The organism is Sphingobium sp. Z007 (assembly GCF_900013425.1).
GTDB lineage: Bacteria > Pseudomonadota > Alphaproteobacteria > Sphingomonadales > Sphingomonadaceae > Sphingobium.
The window spans coordinates 1,850,600-1,873,355 of record NZ_FBXK01000005.1 but is presented as its reverse complement, the minus strand read 5'-3'; the positions used below and the strand labels follow the sequence as shown (position 1 = coordinate 1,873,355).

Genomic DNA, 22,756 nt, shown 5'->3' with positions numbered 1-22,756 from the left:
CCGGATTTGGACGGAGCGACAGCCTATCGCCGGGACGAGGCGGACGCGGTAACAACCTGCGTCCTCGACGATCTCGTGCTGCTCTACCATCATCGGTCGGGCCAGACCCATATGGTCATCAGCCCGGTGCCGGAGATATTAGAGCACATGGCCGACGGCGCGCCCGTGAGCGCGCAGGCGATGCACGACCGGCTGGCGCGCGACTATGATCTGGGGCCGGTGGACGATGCCGTGGCGGAGATCGACGCGCATCTCGGCGCGCTCGTCGCGCTGGGACTGGTCCGTCCCGTATGAGGCACGCCGTCACCCTGCGCATCGGTCCGGCGACGTTTCGCATCGGGTCCGCCTGGCCGCAGCCGATCGCGGACCTGGCGCGGCTCTATGCGGCCTATCCCGATGTGCGGGGCGCGATCGCTGACTTCACCGTCCGGCTTCAGCCCACCGGCCTGGCGCGGCGCTGGGTGCGGCCGTCCATCTTCATCACCGGCGACCATGGCTTGGCCGACGCCGCGCCGATGAGCCTGGCCCATGGTCTGCTGGCCGCCGAAATGGGCATGAACCTGCAAATGGCGCTGGGCTGGCGGCGGCACCTGCTGCTCCATGCGTCGAGCGTGGAGAAAGACGGGCGCGTGCTGGTGATGACCGGCGAATCGGGGTCCGGCAAATCGACCCTGGCGGCCTTGCTGGGCGAACGCGGCTGGCGCTTCATGGGCGACGAGTTCGCGTTGCTCGACATGGATAGCGGTGCGATCCTGCCTTTTCCTCGCCTCGTCAGCCTTAAGAATCGGGCGATAGAGGTGGTGACCCAGGCGGTCGGCGAACCGCGCATGGGACCGTTGCTGGCGGCGACGGCGAAGGGCGACATCCGCCATATGGTGCCGCGCGCCGACGCGGTGTCGCGCATGGGGGAGGGCGGGATGCCCGCTTTGCTGCTCTTCCCCCGTTTCGGCCACGACGCTGCGGTGCGACCGCTGGGGGAGGGCGAAATCTTCATGCGCCTGACCCAGGCATCGACCAACTATGTCGCGCTGGGCGAGCCGGCTTTCACCGCGCTCACCCGCTTCGTCCGCCATGTGCCGGCGCGGGCGATCGATTTCCCCTCCGGCGACGACGCCATCGCCATGGTCGATCGGCTGTGGGAGAAACTGGCATGAGCGCGGCGTTGCTGGTGCGCACGTTGCGCGATCCGGCTTCGGTCGGGGCGCTCGATGCGGAAGGCTGGAACCGCCTGCTCGCCGCGGCGCGGGCGGAGCGGCTGATCGGGACGCTCGCCTATCGACTGGAGTGCGTCGCCTTGCCGGATGCGGTGCGGCCGATCCTGGATGACGCCCGGCGCGACAGCGGGCGGGAGGCACAGCAGGCGCTGTGGGAGGCGGACCGGGCTGCGCAGGCGTTGCGCGGCGTGGATGTTAAACTGGTGCTGCTCAAGGGGGCGGCCTATGTGGCGGCGGGCCTGCGCGCCGGGCAGGGGCGGTTTATTGGCGATCTCGACATTCTCGTGCCGCGCGACGCGATGTCGGCGGTGGAGCGCGCGCTGATCGCGGCGGGATGGGAGTGGGTCAAGGAAGACCCCTATGACGACGCCTATTATCGCCAGTGGATGCATGAACTGCCGCCGATGATCCATGTCGATCGCGACCGGATGATCGACGTGCATCATACCATATTGCCACTGACCGCGCGCCAGACGGCCGATGCGGCGGCGATGATCGCGGACGCTATTCATATAACCAATGGATTATATATCCTCTCGGTCGAGGACCGGATCGTCCATTCGGTCGCGCATATGCTGGCAGATGGTGACATGCAGGGCGGTCTGCGTAACCTGTGGGACATATATTGCCTGCTGCCCGATGCCGATACCGCCGCGCTGGCAGCGCGCGCTGCACATCATGGTCTTGCCGCCCATGTCCGGCAGGCGCAGCGACTGGCGCGTGCGATCTATGGCGCGGGCGCGCGCCTGACCCTTTGGGACGGGCTGGTGCGCGCGCGATTGCTCGCACGCGACGGATGGGGCCGGGAAAGCCGCAAGCTGTTGGTCTTCGCCTTCTTCGTGCGGTCGCACTGGCTGCGGATGCCGCCGCTGATGCTGGCGCGGCACCTGCTGACCAAATGGCGCAAGGGGCATCGCCCGCAATAGGCGAATCGTCCAGACGCGCGATCAGCCTTCGGTCAGCACGGCCGTGATCGCCAGCCCCGCCATGTCCGCGACCGCGACCAGTCGATCCGTGGGCGTCCCGGCACGCGCGTCGGCCGACAGGCCGGACATGACCGTCACCATATAATCAGCCACGACCTGCGCCTTGTCGGCATGGGTTGGGATCAGAAAGTCGCGCACCCGCTTGGCGCTCGCCGCCTTCCAGTTGCGGGCGCAGCAGGCGGCGTCGGCGTCCGCGCCACGCGCGCCCTCCAACACCATGCAGCCGGCCGTCTGCGGATCAGCGGCGTAGATGCGCGCGGCCTCGCGCAGCAGCGCGCCGAGCGCGGGGGCGGGCGGGGCGCCCGGCGCGAGCAATGCATCGATCGGCAGTCCGTTGCGCGCATAGCGACCCAGCACCTCGTCGAACAAGGCGGCCTTGCTGCCGAAGGCGGCGTAAAGGCTGGGGGGATTGACGCCCATCGCCTGCGCCAGCGCGGCCACGCCGACCCCGTCATAGCCCTGCGCTTGGAACAGCGCCTGCGCCTGGTCCAGCGCGGCGTCCCGGTCGAAAGCGCGCGGGCGACCGCGGCTTTTCAATTTTTCTTTAACGGTCACTACATAATTCCTTGACCCGGCAGATAGTCAATTTATATAGCGATCATTACACAAATACAAGGAAGACGAAGATGACCGATTTCACCTCCAAAAAAGCCTTGGTCCTGGGCGGCAGCAGGGGCATTGGCGCGGCCATCGTGCGGCGTTTTGCCGCCGACGGCGCGCAGGTCGCCTTCACCTATGCCGGCTCGCATGACGCCGCGCATGCGCTGGCTGCCGACACCGGGGCCAGCGCGATCCGTTCCGACGCGGCCGATCGCCAGGCGGTGATCGATGTCGTCGCAGGGCAAGGACCACTCGACATATTGGTGGTCAATGCCGGCGCGGCGATCCTGGGCGATCCGCTGGCGCAGGACGCCGACGCGATCGACCGGATGATCGACATCAATGTCCGCGCGCCCTATTACGCCGCGGTCGAAGCGGCGCGGCGCATGCCCGACGGTGGCCGCATCATCGTTGTCGGATCGGTCAATGGCGACCGGATGCCGTTCGAAGGCGGGGCGGCCTATGCGATGACCAAGTCGGCGTTGCAGGGCATGGCCCGCGGCCTAGCCCGCGATTTTGGGGCGCGCGGCATCACCGTCAATATCATCCAGCCCGGTCCGACCGACACCGACATGAACCCGGCCGATGGCCCGATGAGCGGCATGATGCACGGTTTCATGGCGATCAAGCGCCATGCCACGGGGGAAGAGATTGCCGGCCTTGCGGCTTATTTGGCGGGACCGGAAGCGGGCATCATCACCGGCGCGATGCACACGATCGACGGCGGCTTCGGCGCTTGATTGTTCGTTACGCTGCGACGATGCCCGGCGGTTGCAGGTCGTCGGACATCAGCCACATTTCTGCGGGCAGTTGTGAGGAAAAGGCCGCAACGATCGCCTTGCCCAGTCGGGCGCGGACATAGAGTTTGTCCGCGACATTCGCGACCAGGATCGCGACCCGGTCGGTGGGCCGATAGGTGCGATCCATATGCCACAGGATACGCGCCTCGATATCGTGCGTTTGCCGTTCCGCCTCCGTCACGTCGGACAGGATGCGGATCGGCAACCCGTTGCGACGCCGGTCGTCCAATATGAGGGTGAGATGGCCATAATGACGATCGACATCGGCAATCGTCCATACGCCGGTGGCGTGTACGAAGATGATCCCGTCAGGATCGTCCAGTTCGCATGCAATCATCCTATGAATATAAGACGTAGCGCGTTGCATTAGCAAATGACTTTCGCAAGACGATCGCGGAAATGTCTTCCGCGATCGTTTGTCTTCGATTCATTGTTTCTTCAATATGTCCAGTGCCAGCACAGTCATGGCTTCGCTGGCGGTGGCGATCACCTTGTCGGCTTCCGGCGCCCAGAAAGGACTGTGTAGCGACGGCAGGCTTGTCTGGCCGGCCTGCGCCGCCGCCAGCTTGTCGGCCGGCACGCCGCCGACCCAGAAGATGAAGCTGTTGATGCTCTTGTCGGCGCGATAGAAGCGGCTGAAATCCTCGCCGCCCATTACTGCGCTTGTCTTGATGACTCGGCCGTCGGGGAAATGGCTTTTAAGCAGGCCGGCCATCTGTTCGGCAAATTCGGGCGGGTTGAAGGTGGAGGGGGTGAATTCGTCCTTCACGCTCACCACCGGCATCTTATCCTCAGGCACGCCCGCCGCGATCGCCTCGCCGCGGCTGATCCGCCTGATCCCGTCGATCAGCTTTTCGCGCGTCTCGTCCGAATAGCTGCGGATGGTCAGCAGCAGCTTCGCCTCGTCGGGAATGATATTATGCTTGGCCCCGGCCTGGAAGCTGCCGACGGTTACGACGGCGGGATCTTGCGGATCTTGTTCGCGGCTGACGAGGGTCTGCAAGGAGGTGACGATGCGCGACGCCAGCACGATCGGGTCGCGGGTCGTTTGCGGATAGGCGCCGTGACCGCCCACACCCTTCACCAAAATGTCGACGCTGTCGACATTGGCCAGCGCATAGCCGGGGGTGTAGCCGATCTGTCCCGCCACGATATTGGCTGCGTCGTGGAAGGCGATGGCATGGGTCGGCTTGGGGAAGCGGGTGTAAAGCCCGTCCTCCAGCATCATCCGCGCGCCCTTGCCCACTTCTTCGGCCGGTTGCAGGATCATGACCAGCGTGCCCTTCCATTCGTCCTTGCGGGCGGCAAGCAGCTTGGCGGTCTCGATAAAGGCCGTCATGTGGGTGTCATGGCCGCAGGCGTGCATGACGCCGGTCTCGACGCCTTCGGGCGTTTTGGTGCGGACCTTGGACGCGAAGGCGAGGCCGGTCTGCTCGACCACCGGCAACCCGTCCATGTCGGCGCGGATCAGCAGCGTGGGGCCGGACCCGTTCTTCATGACCGCGACGACGCCGGTGCCGCCGACCTTTTCGGTCACGTCGAACTTGAGTGCCTTGAGGCGCTTGGCCAGTTTGGCCGCGGTGTTGACTTCCTGCAACGACAATTCGGGATTGGCGTGCAGGTCGCGATAGAGCGTCATCAGCGCGTCCATGTCCTTGGCGACCGCCGCCCCGATGGCGCTTTGTGTGGGCGGAGCGGGCGGCGTGGGCGGGGCAGGCGCGGTCTGGGCGGTGGCGATGGACGAAAGGCTGGCGGCGGCCAGAACGGCCGTGAGCGCGTGGCGCATGTTGATAATCTCCCTTGCTGCGGCAAAGCATAAGGGGATTTTAGGACTGTTAAAGGGGGGAGTTTCACCGACGACGCGGTGCAGTAGCCCCAATAGGACCGCGGTTGCGTAGCGACGGCATGGCGCGTCCTTGCAAATTGGCCGCCGCGGCACTATTTCGCAAGTGAAAGGAACAATCTGGCGTGTCGTGCGTCTTTATGGTTGTCCGCCCTAGTTGCGCCATGGCTGCATCTGCATCGATCGTTGCCCGCCTCCCTGCCGCCGCTCCGTTTCTAATCCCCGCTCGAAAAAGGAGCCTGTTCCATGGCCCAGACATCCGCATTCTGCCTTGCGCAGCAATCGTTGCATCAGGCGCGCGCGTCGTCCGAAACCCTGCCGAATACGCGCCAGATCGCGCAGCGGGCGGCCAATGCCTGGGGACGGGAAGCGGAACTAGCCGCGGGCGCCGAGCGCCGCCGCGCCACCCGCGCGGTCCTGTCCGAAGATGAAGCGATCGTCGCCGAATTTCGTGCCGAAGACGCTGCTCTGCTCGCGGCGCGCTGACATTAGCTGATTTTCAGGAAGGACTGATCATGGCCAAGAGCCAGAAGAAATCGAATCGCGAAGTGCGTAAGCCCAAGGCGGAAAAGCCGCCCAAGGGCAATGCGTCCAACCCCTCCTCCAAACCGGGTGTCGTCGGCATCGTGACGTTGAAAAGCTGAGCATGACAGACGAAACACCTGCCGAGCAGACCCCGGCTCCCTCCACCGGCGGACGCAGCATGTCCGGGCGCCGCTTTACCCCGCGCAATGCCGTACGCCTGGCCCCCGATGCCGCCGAACGGCAGGGCCGCATCACGCGTATGGCGATAGAGACGCTGGGCGCATCGGACGCCATCCTGTTTCTCAACAGCCAGCATGACGGACTGGCCGATCGTCCGCTGGCGCTGGCGACGACCAGCGAGGACGGGCTGCAATCGGTGCTGCGCGTGCTGACGCCACCCGTCGCCTGACATCTGCCCCCTTAAATGAAAAGACCCACCGGCCCGTTGCGGGACGGTGGGTCTTTTCATTGGGCGAACCGTTACTGTGCGGTCCAGCCGCCATCGATGCTGAGGTTGCCGCCAGTGATATTGGCCGCGGCATCGCTGCACAGGAACAAGGCGGTCGCCGCAACCTGCTCGGCGGTGACGAATTCCTTGGTCGGCTGGCCCGCCAGCAGCACATCGTTCATCACCTGGTCGCGCGTCATGTTGCGCGCTTTCATCGTGTCGGGGATCTGGTTTTCCACCAGCGGCGTCCAGACATAGCCCGGCGAAATGCAGTTGGCGGTGATGCCGTCGGTCGCCACTTCCAGCGCCACCGTTTTGGTGAAGCCCGCCAGCCCGTGCTTGGCGGTGACATAAGCGCTCTTGAACGGGGATGCGACCAGCGAATGGGCGGACGCGGTCTGGATGATGCGCCCCCATTTCTTGGATTTCATATAAGGGATGGCCAGCCGGCTGGTGTGGAAGGCGGCGTTCAAATTGAGCGCGATGATGAGATCCCATTTGTCGATCGGGAAGTCTTCGACCGGCGCAACATGCTGCATCCCGGCATTGTTGATGAGGATGTCGACCCCGCCGAATGTGTCGGCGGCCTCGCGCATCATGGCTTCGATCTGATCGACCTTGGTCAGGTCGTGGCTCGAATAGAGCGCCTTGGCGCCGCTGAGCGCCTCCAGCCCGACCCGCTCCTTCTCGATTCCATCGGCATCGCCAAAGCCATTGATGACGATATTGGCGCCTTCGCCGGCCAACGCCTTGGCATAAGCGAGGCCAATGCCGGATGTGGACCCGGTGATCAGCGCGGTCTTGCCTGACAAGCTCTTGCTCATGCCTTTTTCTCCTTGAGATGATCGGGGGAATCGAGGTCGAAGGTCGCGCTCTTGCCGTCCAGGATGTTGCGCGCGATCAGGTCGCCCTTGTGCATCACTTCCTCCACCGCATCGCGGCCCTGGCTCCAATGATCCAGCATCGTCGAGCGGGAAAATTCGAAATCCTTCGCCCCGCTTTCCCAGGCGCGCGATCGATAGATCAGGTGGACGATGTTGACCGAACCTTGATCCAGGCACTGCCGCAAGGCCTGCGCTTCGCTCCCGTCCTGCATGTCGGGCGGCAGCTTGTCGAGCAGCGCCTTGATCGCGCCATGCTCACGGCGCAGGCGCAGATATTGGTCCGTCACCTGCCGGGTGCGGCTGCTATATTGCACATCCTTCATGCGCGAATAGACATCGGTCATCTGCCGCGGCATCGGCCCTTCGGCCGGGAACAGATCCACCTGGAACACCAGCATATCTTCGGTTTGGTGGTTGAGCACGTGGGACAGAGGTGTGTTGGACACCAGGCCACCGTCCCAATACCAGCGCCCGTCAATTTCGACCGGCGGCAGTCCAGGGGGGAGGGCGCCCGACGCCATGATATGGCGCGCATCGATCCGGGTATTGCCGCCGGGGCCGCGCGTATCCCAATATTCGAAATTGCCCGTTTCGACATCGACCGCGCCGACCGACAGGCGGACCGGCCCGTCGTTCAGCAGATCCCAGTCGACGCAGGCGTCGAGCGTGGTCTTGAGCGGCTCGCTGTCATAGAAGCTGATCGCGCCCGGTGTGCCTTCGGGCATCATCATGGCGGGCCACAGCCGTGGGCGGAACATCCCGGGCACGCCAAAGGTCGCTACCGTGCCTGCCGCCGCCAGATGCACCGCTTCGCGCACATGGTCGATGTCGGGCAGCAGGATATTGGGCATGCCGCCCGACACGGTGTACCAGAATTTCCTGAGGCGGCTGATCCGGCGATGGGGCAGATTGCCCGCGATGATCGCCGCGTTGATCGCGCCGATCGATATGCCTGCGACCCAGCTGACATCGACGCCCAGCTCGTCCAGCCGTTCATAGGCCCCGGACTGGAATGATCCCAGCGCACCGCCGCCCTGCAACAGCAACGCGACTTCGCGGGGGAGGGGGAGGGGTGTACGGGCGCGGCGAAGCGGTTTGGCTTCCTGCGCCTTGGGTTCCATATCTGCCATGTCGCAGTGCAATATAGGCTTTGGCGTCATGATTCCAACTTAATGTCTCGTAACAAATCACGGGTCGCCGCAACCTTCGCTGCGGCGGACGGTTCCCCGAACGCCTTGAATCGCGTAGGCGAGGATATCGAGAAAGGGAGGGCGCGATGCGGCTCGACGACGAACAGGAAAGCGGCCATTACGAGGTGCAGGACGGCCGCGGCGGCGGTGGATTTGGCGGCGGGGGCCTTGGCGGCGGCCTTGGCATGTTGCTGCCCCTGATCGGCAGCCGCTTCGGCTGCGGCGGGATCGTCGTGGTGCTGGTCATCATGGTCGTGATGGGCATGAACCCGCTCAGCCTGATCGGTGGCGGTGGCGGCGGACAGCAGGTCCAGACCGAACGGCCCGCGACGGCAGAATTGAGCGCTATTCAGCGCACCTCCCTTAAGGTGCTGGGATCGACCGAAAGGCGCTGGACCGACATCTTCAAGGCGGAGGGGCAGCAATATGCACCGCCGACCCTGGTCTTCTACAGCCAGAATGGCCAGTCGGGCTGTGGCGCGGCGCAATCGGCGATGGGGCCTTTCTACTGCCCGGCAGATCAGCGCATCTATATCGACACCGATTTCTTCAACGAGATGGAGAGCCGCTTCAATGCGCCGGGCGATTTCCCGATAGGCTATATCATCGCGCATGAGGTCGGCCATCATATCCAGACGATCACCGGCGAAGCGGACAAAATCCGCAAGGCGCAGCAGGGCGCCAGCGAAGCCGACGGCAATGCGCTCCAGGTGAAGATGGAGTTGCAGGCGGACTGCTATGCCGGCGTGTGGGCCGCGCGCGACACCAATTTGATGGAAGCGGGCGACCTGGAGGAAGGGATGCGCGCGGCGCAGGCGATCGGCGACGACACGCTCCAGAAATCGGCCGGGCGGCGGCCCGTGCCGGAAAGTTTCACGCATGGCACCAGCGCGCAACGCATGGAATGGCTGCGCAAGGGATTGGATAGCGGTGACCCGGCGCAGTGCGACACGTTCCAGGGCGTGATCTGACCCTGCTTGATCGGCGGGTGATCCGGCGGGCGCGTCTTGCGGTGAAAAGCCGGGGACCATCCCGCCGGTCATCGGCGGCGCACATATATCGGGCGGGCCTCAACCGGGCGTCGCCATCGGCGCGAATCAGTGGCGGTCGAGCTTTGCCAGCAACGCCATCATGTCGTCAGGCACACCATCGCGCCCTGGCGCATAGGTAGAGCGCAATGCGTTGCCAACGCCTTCATAAGGCTCCGGCAAGACGACAGTCACGATGCGGCTGCCGCCGCCATCGCGTCCCGGTGCCGATCGGCCATAGGCTTTGCGCTGGATGTCCATGTAGGCTGAACGGGCGGAGAGGCCAAAAGTTTCTGGCATTCGTCGCAAGCCCAAGCGATAGCCCCCGAACATCAGGGAGAGCAGACGTGACCGACTGGCTGGAAACCCAAGCCCGGATCAGGGGCCATTCGCCCTTTCTGGCGCGTGCACTGGATCGTTTCCCTGCCGTGACCGAAAAGTTGGCCGTCGGCGACCATGACGGCGCGCTGGCCGCGGCGCAGGCGGCAGGGTGCCCGGAGGATGGCGTCGCCCGATCGCTGCGCCGCCGTCGCGGGGCGATCGCGCTGGCGGTGGCCGCCGCTGACCTGGCGGGCGTCTGGGACATGGATCGTGTCACCCGCACCCTGTCCGACTTTGCCGACCAGGCGCTGGACGAAGCGCTCGCCGCGGCGATGCAGGAACGCTATCCCGATGCCGAACATCGCGGTTTCGTCGTCCTCGCGCTGGGCAAGCATGGCAGTCGCGAGCTGAATTACTCGTCGGATATCGACCCGATCCTGCTTTACGACCCCGCCACCCTGCCGCATCGCGAGCGGGAAGATGTGGCCGACGCCGCTGTGCGTATCGGCCGCCGGATGAGCGAATTGCTCAGCGCCCGCGATGGCGATGGCTATGTCTTTCGCGTTGATCTGCGCCTGCGACCCTCGCCCGAAGCCACGCCGATTGCGCTGCCGGTGGAGGCGGCGATCGGCTATTATGAATCGACCGCGATGGGATGGGAGCAGGCCGCCTTCATCCGCGCGCGTCCTGCCGCGGGCGACATCGCGCTCGGCAATTATTTCATGCGCCAGATCCGCCCATTCGTCTGGCGGCGCAGCCTGGATTTCGGCGCGATCGACGCGATCGTCGACATCAGCCGCCGTATCCGCGACCATTATGCGCAGGGCCAGGCGTTTGGGCCGGGCTATGATCTGAAACGCGGACGCGGCGGCATCCGTGAGGTCGAATTTTTCGCCCAGGTTCACCAGCTGATCCATGGCGGCCGCGACCCGTCGCTGCGATCGGGCAATACGCGCAAGGCGCTGGCGGCGCTCGCCGCGGCGAACGTGATCGAAGGCGACGTCGCCGCGCGGCTTGACCAGGCCTATATCCTCTTCCGCACCATCGAACATCGGCTCCAGATGGTGGACGATCACCAGACCCATGAACTGCCCAAAAACCCCGCCAGCCTCGACAATGTCGCTCGCTTGCATGGCTTGCCGGACGCGGCGGCGCTGCTCGACCTGTTGCGCCCGCATGTGGATTGGGTCGGCCGCAACTATGATCGCCTGAGCCCACCAAAGGACGATGCGGGGCTCTCTCAGGACGAGGACCGATTGAAGGCGCAACTCATCGAGATCGGTTTCGCCGACCCAGAAACGCCGATCGCCCGCATCGCCCACTGGCGCGGCGGCACGGTCCGGGCGCTGCGCAGCGCGGCGTCGCGCGATGCGCTGGAGGCATTGATGCCCGGCCTGATGCGCGCGCTGGCCAAGGCGCCCGATCCCAGCCGCGCGCTTAACCGGCTGGACGACATGATCGGCCGCCTGCCCAGTGCGATCAACTTCTTCAAACTGCTCGCCGCGCGCCCTGCCTTGGTCGAACTGCTGGCCGAGATTTTGAGCCACGCCCCGACTCTGGCCGATGCGCTGGGACGCCGCGCGGAACTGATCGACGGCCTGATCGACGCCACCGCCTTCGATTCGCCGCCGGCTGTGCCGCAACTGGCGCGGCAATTGGGTGCGCTGGAGCCGGGCGAGGATTATCAGGCGCTGCTTGACAGGGTGCGCCAGCGGGTAGGCGATCGTCGTTTCGCGCTGGGCGCGCAGATCATCCGCGGCGGCGATCCGCTGGAGGTGGGACGGGGCTATGGCCGCGTGGCGCAGGCCGCGATCGAGGCGCTGGCGACGGCCACAGTGGCGGAATTTGAAATCGCCCATGGCAAGGTGCCCGGCGGCGAGATGGTGATCCTGGCGCTGGGCCGCATGGGCGGCGGCGTGCTGACCCACGCCTCCGACCTCGACCTTGTCTATCTTTTTACAGGCGATTTTTCTACCGAATCGGATGGGCGCAAGCCGCTGGGCGCGACCCAATATTTCAACCGCCTGGCGCAGCGCATCACCAATGCCCTGTCGGTCGCCACCGCGTCCGGCCCGCTCTATGAGGTCGACACCCGGTTGCGCCCGTCCGGGGCGCAGGGCCTGCTGGCGGTCAGCCTGGACAGTTTCGCCAAATATCAGCGGGAGGACGCCTGGACCTGGGAGCATCTGGCGCTGACCCGCGCCCGGCCTGTCTTCGGATCGCCCGATGCGCGCGCCGCGATCGACGCGGTGCTGACCGAAACCCTCCAGCGTCCGCGCGACTTCGACGATCTGGCGCGGGAAGCGGTGAAGATGCGCGGCGACATCGCCAAACATAAGCCGCCCGCCAGCGATCTCGACGTCAAACTCGCGCCGGGTGGCCTGGTCGACCTGGAATTTCTGATCCATGTGAACCAGTTCCATTATCGCATGGCCTTCGACCCGGATCTGGGCCAGGCGCTGGCCGAACTGGTCGCGGCCGGCCATCTGCCCGAAGAGCTGATCGCCGCGCATGACCTCATCACCCGCTATCTGGTGGTGTCCCGTTTGGTGTCGCCCAAATCGACCGAGCCGGCCGAGGCCACCCGGCCGCTGGTCGCGCGCGCCTGCGGCATGCACGATTGGGAAGGGCTGCTTGCAAGCTACGCCAAGGCGCGGCAATGCGTGGGGGAGGCCTGGGCCGCGCTCGCCGCGCCCTATCAGGAGGAAAGATGATGCTGGAACAGGGTATGTCCGTCCCCGCCGTGACGCTCACCGATGCTGATGGCGTGGATTTCGCGCTGGACGCCTATCAGGGCAAGCCACTGGTCGTCTATTTCTATCCCAAGGCGGACACGCCCGGTTGCACCAACGAGGCGAAGGATTTCGCCGCGCTGGCGGATGATTTCGCCGCCGCCGGCGTGCCGATTGTCGGTATTTGCAAGGACAAGCCGGCCAAGCTCAAGAAATTCGCCGACAAATATGGCCTGCGCGTCATCCTGGCGTCCGACGAATCGGGCGCAGCGTGCGAGGCGTTCGGTACCTGGGTCGAAAAGTCGCTCTATGGCCGCCAATATATGGGGATCGAGCGCGCGACCTTCCTCATCGGGGCGGACGGCGCGATTCGGCGGGTCTGGCCCAAGGTGAAGGTCAAGGGCCACGCCGCAGAGGTGCTGGAGGCGGTGCAGGCGCTTTGACGCTGCCCGACGCTGTGACCAGCGTGGGCGCGGGTTGCGCCCGCGTCCTGCTGACGCCTGATCCACACGCTAAGGTAATAACGGCGCGTGCAGTCGCGCGGGCATGGCGGCAAGGGCGGCTGGCGCATCGGTTCGACGTTGCGCTGCCCGATCGCCCGGCGCGGCCCGCCGCGCCTATATTGTTGCCGCCCGCCCAGATGCCCCGGCGTGGCAAGATCGGGTCGGACCGCGCGCGGATCGCCATGCTCCATGCCATCGCCCATATCGAATATGTCGCGATCAACCTCGCCTTCGATCTGATCGGCCGGTTTGGCGAGCAGTTCCCTACTGCTTTTACCGACGAATGGATGCAGGTCGGCGCGGAGGAGGCGATGCATTTCGCGTTGCTGGAGCGCCGTTTGCGCCAGATGGGCAGCCATTATGGCGCGCTGCCTGCCCATGACGGCCTGTGGCAGGCGGCGGAGGAAACGGCAGGCGATGCGCTGGCCCGGCTCGCCATCGTACCAATGGTGCTGGAGGCGCGGGCGCTGGACATCACGCCGGCCACGATCGAACGGTTCGAAGCGGTGGGCGACATGGCGTCCGCGCGGATGTTGCGGCGCATCATGACGGACGAGATTCGCCATGTCGCCGCGGGGACGACATGGTTCGTCGCGGCGACGAACCGATTGCGCGTGAACCCTGCCGATCATTATCAAATGCTTGTGAAACGCCACTTCCGGGGCAGCGTTAAGCCACCGTTCAACGACTCGGCGCGTCGACAGGCCGGTCTGACGGAAGAATTCTACGCTGCGCTTGCAACATGAGCGGCGATTTGCAGTCTATGTCCGGCGGGGGCGATCCAGGTCGCCAATAAGTTTAACACGGGAAGCACCGAGTGGCATAAGCCTCCGGTGACATAGTCGGGGTCTGCATGTCGGTTCTTCATTCGGTTAATGCTCGTGGGTCGCGTTGGTTCCAAACGAGCAAGGTTAAGACGATTTTTGCCAGTATCGGGATTGTCGGTGCGCTTTGCGCAACCGCCCCGGCCCAGGCCAACGAAAGCGACGACCCCTATGGCGACGCTTCGGAAATCAACACCAGCGCCCTCGGCCCGTCCGATGTCGGCTTTTCCAACCTCTTCTCCAGCCTGCAGCGGCTGGACGGCAACGCCAAGACCGCGGCCTATATCCCGTCGGGCCGCCCGGTCGAAAAGCTGGTCCTGACGTCGAACTTCGGGGTCCGTTCCGACCCGTTCAACCGCGCCGCCCGGATGCACAAGGGCATCGATATTCCAGGCCCGATCGGCACCCCGATCCACGCGACGGCCGATGGCATCATCAGCCGCGCCGGTTGGGCCAGCGGTTACGGTAACCTGGTCCAGATCTCGCACGGTAGTGGCATGGAAACGCGCTACGGCCATATGTCGAAGCTGCTGGTCGCTGAAAACTCCTATGTGAAGCGCGGCCAGATCATCGGTCTGATGGGTTCCACCGGCCGCTCCACCGGCAGCCATCTCCATTATGAAGTCCGCGTCGACGGCGCCGCGATCAACCCGCTGCCCTTCGTCGCCGGCCCCGACTATCTGGTCGCGATGAACACCAAGCCGCCGCTCGCCATGGGCGGCCCGACCAAGGCGCAGGAAAAAGCGGCTGACTAAGGTCCGTTTCATCAACATTCGTACAAGGCTCGGCGCCCTATGGGTTGCCGGGCCTTTTGCTTGACCCTATCTAGGCAGCATGGCCGACATCGATCTTACTCCCTCCGCCGCCGCGCGTGTTGCGGCGATCGCCGCAAAGCAGGGTAAGCCTGCGATTCTGCGGCTGGCGGTGGAGGGGGGCGGCTGTTCCGGCTTCCAATATCGTTTCGGTCTGGCCGATGCGGTGGAAGCTGAAGACCTGTCGGTCGAGCGCGATGGCGTGACCCTGGTGGTCGATGACGTTAGTCTGGACCTGGTGCGCGGATCGGCGGTCGATTTCGTATCCGACTTGGGCGGGCAGGCTTTCAAGGTCACCAATCCCAACGCGACCGCCGGCTGCGGCTGCGGGACCAGTTTCTCGGTCTGAATCCTTCCGTTTGAAAATCCGCGTGCTCCTGCGTAGGCAGGAGCCCAGACCAAACCTTGGAACTGGGCTCCTGCCTGCGTAGGAGCACGCAAAGATTGAACGGATTGCCAGCCATGCGCATCGCCACCTTCAACATCAACGGCATCAAGGCGCGTCTGCCGCGCCTGCTGGAATGGCTGGACGAAACGCAGCCCGACATCGCCTGCCTTCAGGAAATCAAGACCAGCGACGAGACCTTCCCGGTCAGGGATATCGAGGCGGCCGGCTATGGCGTGATCTGGCACGGGCAGAAGGGGTTCAACGGCGTCGCCATCCTGGCGCGAGGCGAAACCCCGGTCGAGGTGCGGCGCGGCCTGGAGGGCGAGCCGGAAGACGAGCATAGTCGCTATCTGGAAGCCGATGTGAAGGGCGTGCGCGTCGCGTCCATCTACCTGCCCAACGGCAATCCGCAGCCCGGCCCCAAATTCGATTATAAACTGCGCTGGATGAAGCGACTGCGCGACCGCGCGGCAGAAATCTGGGCGGAGGAAGTGCCCGCGATCCTGGCGGGCGACTATAATGTGATCCCGCGCGACGTGGACACCTTCTCGGTCAGGGCGATGCAGGACGATGCGCTGATGCAGCCGGAAAGCCGCGAGGCCTATCGCCGGCTGCTGGGCGACGGCTGGACCGATGCGCTGCTGACCCGCCATCCCGCCGGCGGCGTATGGACCTTCTGGGACTATCAGGCGAATAGCTGGCCGCGCGACGCGGGGTTCCGCATCGACCATCTGCTCCTCAGCCCCGCCGCCGCCGATCGTTTGGTCGATGCGCAGGTCGACAAAGAATTTCGCGGCCGGGAAAAGGCCAGCGACCATGCGCCGACATGGGTCGAATTGCGCGCCGAATAATTACCCGGATAATATTGACTCAATTAAATCCGGGTAATAATGGCCGTGCCGAAGGAGATTCGGTATGGAGCGCACTTTGACGGCTTTCGCAGGTGATCTGTGGATCGCCACTGGCGACGAAGCGGAGGTGCGGGAGGCTTTACGCGCCATGGGGGACGATGCGCAGGCCGTGCTCCTGTTCGATGACTGCACCGGCCGTCAGGTCGACATCGACCTGCGGGCCGGAACGACGGAGGCGCCGCGAGGCAGGGGGCGTCCGAAACTGGGCGTACAGCCCCGCGAAATCACATTGCTGCCGCGCCATTGGGACTGGCTTGCCACCCAATCAGGTGGCGCATCTGCCACCGTGCGGCGATTGGTGGACGCAGCGCGCAAGGCCGATGCGGACAAGCCCAGCCCGCGCGCCGCCATGGACGCGGCCTATCATTTCATGACGGCGATGGCGGGAGACCGACCGGGCTATGAAGCGGCGATCCGGGCGCTCTATGCGAAGGACGAACAACTGTTCAACTCGCTGTCTCAGGACTGGCCATCGGGCATCCGGGACCACGCGCGCGAGCTGGCGGGACCGGCGTTCGATTGACAGAGTTGGGTTCCCCGGAGAAGGCCGGGGTCCAGTCCCACGCTCTGAACTGGACCCCTGCCTTCGCCGGGGAACGGCCTGTTAAGCCAGAGTCATTATGGTGCGCTCTTAAGCCGCCAGTCGCAAAAACGGCACCGGCTGGGTCGATCGCAGGACGATCGGCTTGCCCTCCGACGCTTCGAACAATTCGCCGTCCAGGATCACACTGCTGCGGTCGCCCTCGATACGGATCGTGTCGCCCTGCTCCAGGTGGATGCCATGCATCTTGTGCTTGCCCACCCGCTTGAACAGGCTGGCCCATACCAGCCGCAGCAGGGCGGGCAGATTCTGGTCCACCGCCATCAGCTTCATATTGCCGCGTCGGCTATCGCCAGGATCGACGCCCAGCAACAACCGTTCCAGCGTGGTGACGATCAGAACGGCGAAGCGCCCGACCAGCTGCCCGTCGCGAATCAGGGAAATCCGCACCGGATTGCCGGAAGGCGGCAGGAATTTGGCGCGGATGCCGAACAGCAGCGAAAACACTACCGCGATTGCGGTGATGACATGGCTCAGGCCATTGGACAGGCCCAGCGGATAAATCTGGTTGCGGCAATAGAGCATGTAATCGGCCAGGCCAGCGCCGCCCAGAAACATGCCCAGCACCGGGCGGCTACCGACCGCGCCGTCGGACAGGGCGATCAATTCGCGCGCGACGACATGGTCGTCCACCCCCGCCTTGGCGATGGCCACAATCCGCTCCAGCGCCTTGATCGGATCGCCATGGATGCCAAGGTCAAGGGCAATGAGGTTGGTCTTGCCATTGGGCAGCACCGCGATCGGCGGCACCCGGCCCTTGAAATGCTCGCCCTGATACAATTCGGTCAGCGACGCCTGCACCGTCCCGTCGCCGCCATTGATGACGATGACGACGGGATCGACGCGGGCGATGGTCTGGAACGCCCGGCCGATCTGGTCGACCTGCTCCACTTCATAATGGAAGATGTCGGGATTGCTGGCGCAATAGCTACGCACGAGCGGAAGTGTCTGCCGGTTGCCCGTGGACTTTGGATTGGACAGGAGCGCGACGCAGACCATGGTTTGGGATCACATATATTTGAGGTTGATCGTGATTTTCGTTACGCCCGGCCCAGCATGAAAGGCCGCTTTCTCCACGCCCGGCTTGCCCAGATTGAAGATGCTGATCGCCGGATTATTGGAAAATCCGCCGCCGTCCCGCGAAATATCGGTCTTGCCATTGCCGTCGCGGTCGTGCCGCACGGCGATGCCATAGTCACCGGCCTTGGGCACCGGTACGCAAAAGCGCATCGCGCCATTGGCCGGCCGGACCGTCGTATCGATCCTGTTGATCCACTCACCCTTAGCCAGCCAAGCGGCCTTGGTGGCGGGATAGGATTGAACGCGCACCTTGCCGGTTGCGGCGGTGAAACCGCGCACATCGACCAGCACGGCCGGGCCTTTGGCGCTGCTCTCGCACCGCCCCAGATCGTTCGCGATTTCCTCGCCATGGGCCAGGGCCGGGACCGCAGCGATCATCGCTGCCACCGACATCAGACCCATTGCAACTTTTACCATGACCATCAGACTCCTGGAAGCTATAGCCGCCGATATGAACCGGACGGCAGGCCCCTGTTCGCCCCGCTTTTATACTGACTCGCATATGGGCGGGGTTTGCGGCCAAAACATGGTGATGGGACGACGACTTAGAGAATGCTGACCGCCACCGATCGTTATCTCGCCCGCCTGATCGCGGTGCCCATGCTGGGTACGCTCGTGATCGCCGCGATGCTGCTTGTCCTCGACAAGATGCTCAGCCTGTTCGATTTCGTCGCGGCGGAAGGGGGGCCGGTCAGCGTCGTGTGGCGGATGCTCGCCAATATGCTGCCTGAATATCTCTCGCTCGGCATCCCGATCGGCCTGATGCTCGGCATCCTGCTGGCCTTCCGCAAGCTCGCTTTGTCGTCGGAACTGGATGTGATGCGCGCGGTCGGCCTGTCCTACGGCCGGCTGCTGCGCGTGCCCTATATGTATGCGATCGCCCTGGCGCTGCTCAATTTCGGGATCGTCGGCTTCGTCCAGCCTTTGTCGCGCCACGCCTATGAAGCGCTGCGATTCGAACTGCGATCGGGTGCGCTTGGCGCGTCGATCAAGGTCGGCGAGTTCACCAACTTGGGCAAGCGGATGACCCTGCGGATCGAGCGCAGCAAGGATGAAGGCCGCAACCTTCAGGGCATTTTCGTCCGCGCGGTCAGCCGCGATGGCCAGTCGGTCGCGGTCACCGCGGCGCAAGGCACGTTCCTGGCCACCGACGATCCCGACGTCATCATCTTTCGCCTGCGCGACGGCGTGCTGGTGAACGATGCGCCCAAGTACAAGACGCCGCGCATCCTCTCCTTCTCCAGCCATGACCTGCCGATCGACCTGCCGCAGATCGAGAATTTCCGCGGTCGCGACGTCGACAGGGAAAAGACGATTCCCGAACTGATGGTGATCGGCAAAAATCCCGGAACGCCGCCGAAGTTGAAGGATGAAGTGCGCGCCAACTTCCATTTCCGCATGGTCGAGGTGGTGTTCATGTTCCTGCTGCCGCTTGCCGCGCTGGCCTTCGCCATCCCGCCCAAGCGATCGACCTCGGCGCTCGGCGTTTTCCTCTCGATCGTGTTCATCGTCACCTATCATAAGGTGAACCAATATGGCGAAGGCGTCGGCGCACTGGGGAAGGTCGATCCTATCATCGCGCTATGGGGACCGTTCCTGCTCGCCTCCGGCCTGGTGCTGTGGATGTATCATGTGATCGCCAACCGACCCGGCGGGCAGCCGATCGGCGCGCTGGAAGTAGCCTTCTCGAAGCTTGGCAAGCAGATCGTCCGGCTGTTGCGCTTCGGGCGGCGACGTCCTGTCGCGGAAGGAGCGGCCTGACCCATGCAGTTCAATTTCTTCCCCTCGCGCCAGATCAGCTGGTATATGGCGCGCCTGTTCCTGACCCGGACCTTTGCTGTATTGATGCTGCTGGTGGTCGTCCTCCAGACGCTCGACCTGCTGGGCAATTCGGGCGACGTATTGTCCTATCCGGGCAATGGCGATCCGGAATTGTGGCATTATGTCGGCCTGCGCGCACCGCAGATCGTCGCGCGGTTCCTGCCATTCTCGGTGCTGCTGGGTACACTCGTCATGCTGGCGACGCTCAACCAGAATAGCGAAATCATCTCGATGAAGGCGGCGGGCCTGTCCGCGCACCAGATATTGGCACCGCTGATCGCAACGGCGCTGGGCGTATCGGTCATCAGCTTCGTCTTCAACGAGCGGATCGTCGCCAGATCGACCGCGGCGCTCAGCGCGTGGCAGGCGGTCGATTACGGCCCGATCCCGCGCGACAGTGGGGTCAAGAGCAATCCCTGGGTGCGCGACGGCAACAATCTGGTCAACGCAGCGATCGTGGCCGGGCGCGGCAATGAAGTGCAACTGCGCAAGGTGCAGATCTACAATCGGATCAACAATAGCCTGACGACCATCGTCCAGGCGCCCAAGGGCCATTATGACGCCGTCAGCAAAAGCTGGCTGCTGGAAGGCGCGCGCCAGTTCGATGTGGCGCGCGGCACCGTCCGCAATGTCGGCACCGTCCGCTTCGGCCGCGACATCCGCCCGGACCAGTTCACCCTGGCGAAGGTCGATCCTGACGCACTCACCTTTCGCGAACTGGAGGCCGCGATCTCTGACCTGCATGACGCCGGCCGTCCCACCGCGGAGTTGGAGGGTAGTCTGTGGCACAAGCTGTCGGGGCCGCTGTCTGCGCTGCTGATGCCGATCCTGGGGTCTGTCGCGGCGTTCGGCCTCGCGCGATCGGGTCAGCTGTTCATGCGGGCGGTGCTGGGCATGGCGTTGGGCTTTGCTTATTTCGTCGCCGACAATTTCTCGCTCGCGATGGGGAGCCTTGGCGCCTATCCGCCGGTGCTCGCCGCCTGGGCGCCGTTCTTCCTGTTCCTGCTGGTCGGCGAAACGGTGCTGTTCAGGACGGAAGAATAGAGAAATAAAAAGGCCCCGGCGACCAAGGGACGTCGCGCGGGGCCTTCCAGAGGGGGCGTTCCGATCCTCATAGGGGGAGGGGAAAGAGACCGGAACAACCCCGATATAGGTTGAGCAAAATCGGGTTTCAACAGGAAACTGAAATAATATTCGGGCCTGTTTTTCGCATCTTACCCCCATAACCTCGCCAGCGTCGCCAACAAACCGTGCTCATCCGCGGCGTTATCCGCCCTTGGCGCGCCATAGCCGCGACATTCCAGACAGTCGGCGCGGACGCCTGCGCCCATGACCAGCGCCCTGACGTCCGACACGGCCTGCATCGCCCAGCCGCGCTGGATCAGCGCCTGGCGCGCCAGCATGTCGCGGGGCGCGCTCGCGTCGCCCTGTTCGCGGTCGGCGATCGACTGGACGAAGGCAGCGAAGCTGTCGGGCTGCTTCTCGATATAATAGGCTTTCGCCTTGGCCGGATCGAGTTTCGCGCGACGCGCGGCTTCGGCAATGGCGTCCTCCAGCCCGCCGAAGCGATCCACGAGGCCGATCTGGCGCGCCGTGCCTCCGTCCCAAACGCGGCCCTGCGCGATGGCGTCGATCGCTTGCGGAGACTTTTTGCGTGATTGCGCGACGAGGCCCACGAAGCGGCGATAGATATCCTCGACGCCCAACTGCATGATCTGGTTGAATTCCGGCGTGGTGCCACCTGCGACGTCGGGCTGGCCGGACAGTGGCGTGGTGCGCACCCCGTCGGTGGTGATGCCCATCTTCGCCAGCGTCCCTTCGAAACTGGGCAGGATGCCGAATACACCGATGGAGCCGGTGATCGTGTCCGGTTCGGCGAAGATGATATCGGCCGGGGTCGATACCCAATAGCCTCCGCTGGCCGCGACATTGGCCATGGAGACGACAACGGGCAGGCCCTTGGCCTTCGCCTTCACGATCGCGCCGCGGATCTTCTCCGAAGCCATGACGGAGCCGCCGGGCGAATCGACGCGGACGACCAGCGCCTTCAAATCCTTTTCATCCAGCGCGGTCAGGAGCAGGTCGGAGATGGTGTCGCCCGCCGCCGTGCCGGGACCGGCCTCGCCATCCACGATGTCGCCCGCGACTGTCAGCACGCCGATCTGCCCGTCATTGGCGGGTTTGTGCGCTTTAACATAGGCGGCGAAGTCAATCGTGGCGAAACTGCCCGCCTTGTCGCTGGCCGCTTCGCCTGCGATCTGCGCGACACGCTCGCCAAAGGCCGCTTCGTCGCCCAGCTTGTCGACCAGACCGTTGGTGAGCCCGGCCTTGCCCATGTCACCCCCGACCGCTTGCGCGGCAACCAGCGGGTTGGCGGCATAGGCGGCGATCTTCGCATTGGGTCGGGCCTTCGTCACATCGTCCTGCCAGTTTTGCCACAACGAACCGGCCAGCGCCTGATTAGCCTGTTTGGCTTCAGGCGATTGTTCGGTGCGGGTGAAGGGTTCGACAAAGCTCTTATATGTGCCGACCCGATAGACATGGGTGTTGACGCCCAATTTGTCGATCAGTCCCTTATAATAGAGGTTGGAGCCGCCCCGCCCCATGATCGCGACGCCGCCCAGCGGATCGCTCCACACTTCGCTGGCATGGGCGGCAATCTGATAGCCATCGTCGCTGTAGAGGGTGGCATAGGCCAGCACCGGCTTTTTCGCGGCGCGCACCGCGTCCAACGCCTTGCCCACGCGGGCCATCGCGACCTGGCCACCGCCAACGAAACCGTCCAGGTTCAGCACGACCGCCTTCACCTTGGGGTCGCTCCTCGCGGCGTCGAGCGCGGCGACGATGTCGGACAGGCGATATTCCTTGGCGTCCGGGCCGGAGCCGGAGAGCAGGGCCATCGCGCCGATTTCAGCCGGCTGTTCTACGATGCTGCCATCCAGATCGAGCAGCAGCGCGCCCGACGATACGGTCTTGCCGGGCTTTGGTGAATAGGAGAGGGCGGCATAGAGCGCGCCGAAGAAGAGCAGCAGGAAGAGGAGGACGAGGCCGTCCTTGATCGCGACCAATATGCGCCAGGCGCCCTTCACAAATGCCAATTGCTGCTCCTGTTGCTGAACCCTGTCGGAGCTATCGCAACGACGCGCCGACTGCAATGTGGGGCGCGCGCGTTTGGCGACAACCTTGCGCCAATGAATTAGCGCGTTATGGGGAGGCCATCATTCGCCGTTATCGTGCAGGAGACG

The 22,756-nt window shown here is 64.4% G+C and carries 26 protein-coding genes; 17 read left to right on the top strand and 9 right to left on the bottom strand.

Features of this window, described 5'->3' with window-relative positions:
• The first annotated feature begins 6 nt into the window (after positions 1 to 6).
• Genes CEQ44_RS17115 through CEQ44_RS17105 form a run of 3 tightly spaced genes read left to right on the top strand, consistent with a single transcriptional unit; the run spans position 7 to position 2,140 of the window.
• The gene (locus tag CEQ44_RS17115; protein ID WP_254913760.1) at positions 7 to 294 is read left to right on the top strand and encodes an HPr-rel-A system PqqD family peptide chaperone; all 288 of its coding nucleotides are present in this window, start codon (positions 7 to 9) and stop codon (positions 292 to 294) included.
• A complete protein-coding gene (locus CEQ44_RS17110; RefSeq protein WP_088182589.1) occupies positions 291 to 1,154 on the top strand; it encodes an HprK-related kinase A in 864 nt (287 codons plus the stop codon). Before CEQ44_RS17115 ends, CEQ44_RS17110 begins: the two co-directional genes overlap by 4 nt.
• Positions 1,151 to 2,140: a nucleotidyltransferase family protein gene (locus tag CEQ44_RS17105; RefSeq protein WP_088182588.1), complete on the top strand. Its 990-nt coding sequence runs from the start codon at positions 1,151 to 1,153 to the stop codon at positions 2,138 to 2,140. Before CEQ44_RS17110 ends, CEQ44_RS17105 begins: the two co-directional genes overlap by 4 nt.
• Positions 2,141 to 2,161: 21 nt before the next feature.
• Here CEQ44_RS17105 and CEQ44_RS17100 read toward each other — a convergent pair whose 3' ends face one another.
• Positions 2,162 to 2,755 (bottom strand): TetR/AcrR family transcriptional regulator, encoded by a 594-nt coding sequence (locus CEQ44_RS17100; RefSeq protein WP_088182587.1) that lies wholly within the window; start codon positions 2,753 to 2,755, stop codon positions 2,162 to 2,164.
• 71 nt (positions 2,756 to 2,826) lie between these two features.
• Here CEQ44_RS17100 and bdcA point away from each other — a divergent pair, with 71 nt between their 5' ends.
• The gene (gene bdcA, locus CEQ44_RS17095; RefSeq protein ID WP_088182586.1) at positions 2,827 to 3,540 is read left to right on the top strand and encodes an SDR family oxidoreductase; all 714 of its coding nucleotides are present in this window, start codon (positions 2,827 to 2,829) and stop codon (positions 3,538 to 3,540) included.
• A gap of 7 nt (positions 3,541 to 3,547) precedes the next feature.
• On the opposite strand, the gene CEQ44_RS17090 is transcribed toward bdcA, so the two are convergent.
• Both CEQ44_RS17090 and CEQ44_RS17085 read right to left on the bottom strand, forming a co-directional pair.
• A complete protein-coding gene (locus CEQ44_RS17090; RefSeq protein ID WP_088182585.1) occupies positions 3,548 to 3,937 on the bottom strand; it encodes a hypothetical protein in 390 nt (129 codons plus the stop codon).
• A gap of 90 nt (positions 3,938 to 4,027) precedes the next feature.
• Positions 4,028 to 5,386, bottom strand: a complete 1,359-nt coding sequence (locus CEQ44_RS17085; RefSeq protein WP_088182584.1) for an amidohydrolase — start codon at positions 5,384 to 5,386, stop codon at positions 4,028 to 4,030.
• 303 nt (positions 5,387 to 5,689) lie between these two features.
• On the opposite strand from CEQ44_RS17085, the gene CEQ44_RS17080 reads away from it, so the two are divergent.
• The 3 genes from CEQ44_RS17080 to CEQ44_RS17075 are packed head-to-tail and all read left to right on the top strand — an operon-like array spanning position 5,690 to position 6,377.
• Positions 5,690 to 5,929: a hypothetical protein gene (locus CEQ44_RS17080; RefSeq protein WP_254913758.1), complete on the top strand. Its 240-nt coding sequence runs from the start codon at positions 5,690 to 5,692 to the stop codon at positions 5,927 to 5,929.
• Between the two features lie 29 nt (positions 5,930 to 5,958).
• Positions 5,959 to 6,087, top strand: coding sequence for a hypothetical protein (locus tag CEQ44_RS25135; RefSeq protein WP_254913757.1), 129 nt, complete (start codon positions 5,959 to 5,961; stop codon positions 6,085 to 6,087).
• 2 nt (positions 6,088 to 6,089) lie between these two features.
• Positions 6,090 to 6,377 (top strand): hypothetical protein, encoded by a 288-nt coding sequence (locus tag CEQ44_RS17075; RefSeq protein ID WP_088182583.1) that lies wholly within the window; start codon positions 6,090 to 6,092, stop codon positions 6,375 to 6,377.
• 71 nt (positions 6,378 to 6,448) lie between these two features.
• Here CEQ44_RS17075 and CEQ44_RS17070 read toward each other — a convergent pair whose 3' ends face one another.
• Together CEQ44_RS17070 and CEQ44_RS17065 are read right to left on the bottom strand one after the other, a co-directional pair.
• Complete coding sequence (locus tag CEQ44_RS17070; RefSeq protein ID WP_088182582.1) at positions 6,449 to 7,240, bottom strand: 3-hydroxybutyrate dehydrogenase; 792 nt, start codon at positions 7,238 to 7,240, stop codon at positions 6,449 to 6,451.
• Positions 7,237 to 8,430, bottom strand: a complete 1,194-nt coding sequence (locus CEQ44_RS17065; protein ID WP_088182581.1) for a patatin-like phospholipase family protein — start codon at positions 8,428 to 8,430, stop codon at positions 7,237 to 7,239. Before CEQ44_RS17065 ends, CEQ44_RS17070 begins: the two co-directional genes overlap by 4 nt.
• Positions 8,431 to 8,576: 146 nt before the next feature.
• Here CEQ44_RS17065 and CEQ44_RS17060 point away from each other — a divergent pair, with 146 nt between their 5' ends.
• On the top strand, positions 8,577 to 9,461 hold the full coding sequence (locus tag CEQ44_RS17060) for a neutral zinc metallopeptidase (RefSeq protein WP_088182580.1): 885 nt from the start codon (positions 8,577 to 8,579) through the stop codon (positions 9,459 to 9,461).
• A gap of 126 nt (positions 9,462 to 9,587) precedes the next feature.
• Here CEQ44_RS17060 and CEQ44_RS17055 read toward each other — a convergent pair whose 3' ends face one another.
• Positions 9,588 to 9,818, bottom strand: coding sequence for a hypothetical protein (locus CEQ44_RS17055; RefSeq protein WP_306341405.1), 231 nt, complete (start codon positions 9,816 to 9,818; stop codon positions 9,588 to 9,590).
• A 47-nt stretch (positions 9,819 to 9,865) separates the two neighbouring features.
• Here CEQ44_RS17055 and CEQ44_RS17050 point away from each other — a divergent pair, with 47 nt between their 5' ends.
• The 7 genes from CEQ44_RS17050 (at position 9,866) to CEQ44_RS17020 (ending at position 16,532) form a co-directional block, all read left to right on the top strand.
• The gene (locus CEQ44_RS17050; RefSeq protein WP_088182578.1) at positions 9,866 to 12,553 is read left to right on the top strand and encodes a bifunctional [glutamine synthetase] adenylyltransferase/[glutamine synthetase]-adenylyl-L-tyrosine phosphorylase; all 2,688 of its coding nucleotides are present in this window, start codon (positions 9,866 to 9,868) and stop codon (positions 12,551 to 12,553) included.
• Positions 12,553 to 13,014 (top strand): thioredoxin-dependent thiol peroxidase, encoded by a 462-nt coding sequence (gene bcp / locus CEQ44_RS17045; protein ID WP_088182644.1) that lies wholly within the window; start codon positions 12,553 to 12,555, stop codon positions 13,012 to 13,014. The genes CEQ44_RS17050 and bcp overlap by 1 nt, the downstream gene beginning before the upstream one ends.
• On the top strand, positions 13,011 to 13,820 hold the full coding sequence (locus tag CEQ44_RS17040; RefSeq protein WP_088182577.1) for a ferritin-like domain-containing protein: 810 nt from the start codon (positions 13,011 to 13,013) through the stop codon (positions 13,818 to 13,820). Before bcp ends, CEQ44_RS17040 begins: the two co-directional genes overlap by 4 nt.
• A 107-nt stretch (positions 13,821 to 13,927) precedes the next feature.
• On the top strand, positions 13,928 to 14,653 hold the full coding sequence (locus CEQ44_RS17035) for a M23 family metallopeptidase (RefSeq protein WP_088182576.1): 726 nt from the start codon (positions 13,928 to 13,930) through the stop codon (positions 14,651 to 14,653).
• Between the two features lie 79 nt (positions 14,654 to 14,732).
• Positions 14,733 to 15,059: an iron-sulfur cluster assembly accessory protein gene (locus CEQ44_RS17030; RefSeq protein ID WP_088182575.1), complete on the top strand. Its 327-nt coding sequence runs from the start codon at positions 14,733 to 14,735 to the stop codon at positions 15,057 to 15,059.
• A gap of 113 nt (positions 15,060 to 15,172) precedes the next feature.
• On the top strand, positions 15,173 to 15,949 hold the full coding sequence (gene xth / locus CEQ44_RS17025; RefSeq protein ID WP_088182574.1) for an exodeoxyribonuclease III: 777 nt from the start codon (positions 15,173 to 15,175) through the stop codon (positions 15,947 to 15,949).
• A gap of 64 nt (positions 15,950 to 16,013) precedes the next feature.
• A complete protein-coding gene (locus CEQ44_RS17020; protein WP_088182573.1) occupies positions 16,014 to 16,532 on the top strand; it encodes a DUF2239 family protein in 519 nt (172 codons plus the stop codon).
• A 108-nt stretch (positions 16,533 to 16,640) separates the two neighbouring features.
• On the opposite strand, the gene CEQ44_RS17015 is transcribed toward CEQ44_RS17020, so the two are convergent.
• Together CEQ44_RS17015 and CEQ44_RS17010 are read right to left on the bottom strand one after the other, a co-directional pair.
• Entirely contained in the window at positions 16,641 to 17,609 is a 969-nt protein-coding gene (locus CEQ44_RS17015; RefSeq protein ID WP_088182572.1) for a diacylglycerol kinase family protein, read from the bottom strand.
• A gap of 9 nt (positions 17,610 to 17,618) precedes the next feature.
• Positions 17,619 to 18,113, bottom strand: coding sequence for a DUF2141 domain-containing protein (locus tag CEQ44_RS17010; RefSeq protein WP_088182571.1), 495 nt, complete (start codon positions 18,111 to 18,113; stop codon positions 17,619 to 17,621).
• Positions 18,114 to 18,242: 129 nt separating this feature from the next.
• Between CEQ44_RS17010 and lptF the strand changes: the two genes are divergently transcribed.
• Both lptF and lptG read left to right on the top strand, forming a co-directional pair.
• Positions 18,243 to 19,451 carry an LPS export ABC transporter permease LptF gene (gene lptF, locus CEQ44_RS17005; protein ID WP_088182570.1) on the top strand — a complete coding sequence of 403 codons (1,209 nt, stop codon included), beginning with the start codon at positions 18,243 to 18,245 and terminating at the stop codon, positions 19,449 to 19,451.
• Positions 19,452 to 19,454: 3 nt separating this feature from the next.
• Positions 19,455 to 20,555 (top strand): LPS export ABC transporter permease LptG, encoded by a 1,101-nt coding sequence (lptG, locus tag CEQ44_RS17000; RefSeq protein ID WP_088182569.1) that lies wholly within the window; start codon positions 19,455 to 19,457, stop codon positions 20,553 to 20,555.
• A gap of 170 nt (positions 20,556 to 20,725) precedes the next feature.
• On the opposite strand, the gene sppA is transcribed toward lptG, so the two are convergent.
• Positions 20,726 to 22,609: a signal peptide peptidase SppA gene (gene sppA / locus CEQ44_RS16995; protein ID WP_088182568.1), complete on the bottom strand. Its 1,884-nt coding sequence runs from the start codon at positions 22,607 to 22,609 to the stop codon at positions 20,726 to 20,728.
• Between the last annotated feature and the right edge of the window lie 147 nt (positions 22,610 to 22,756).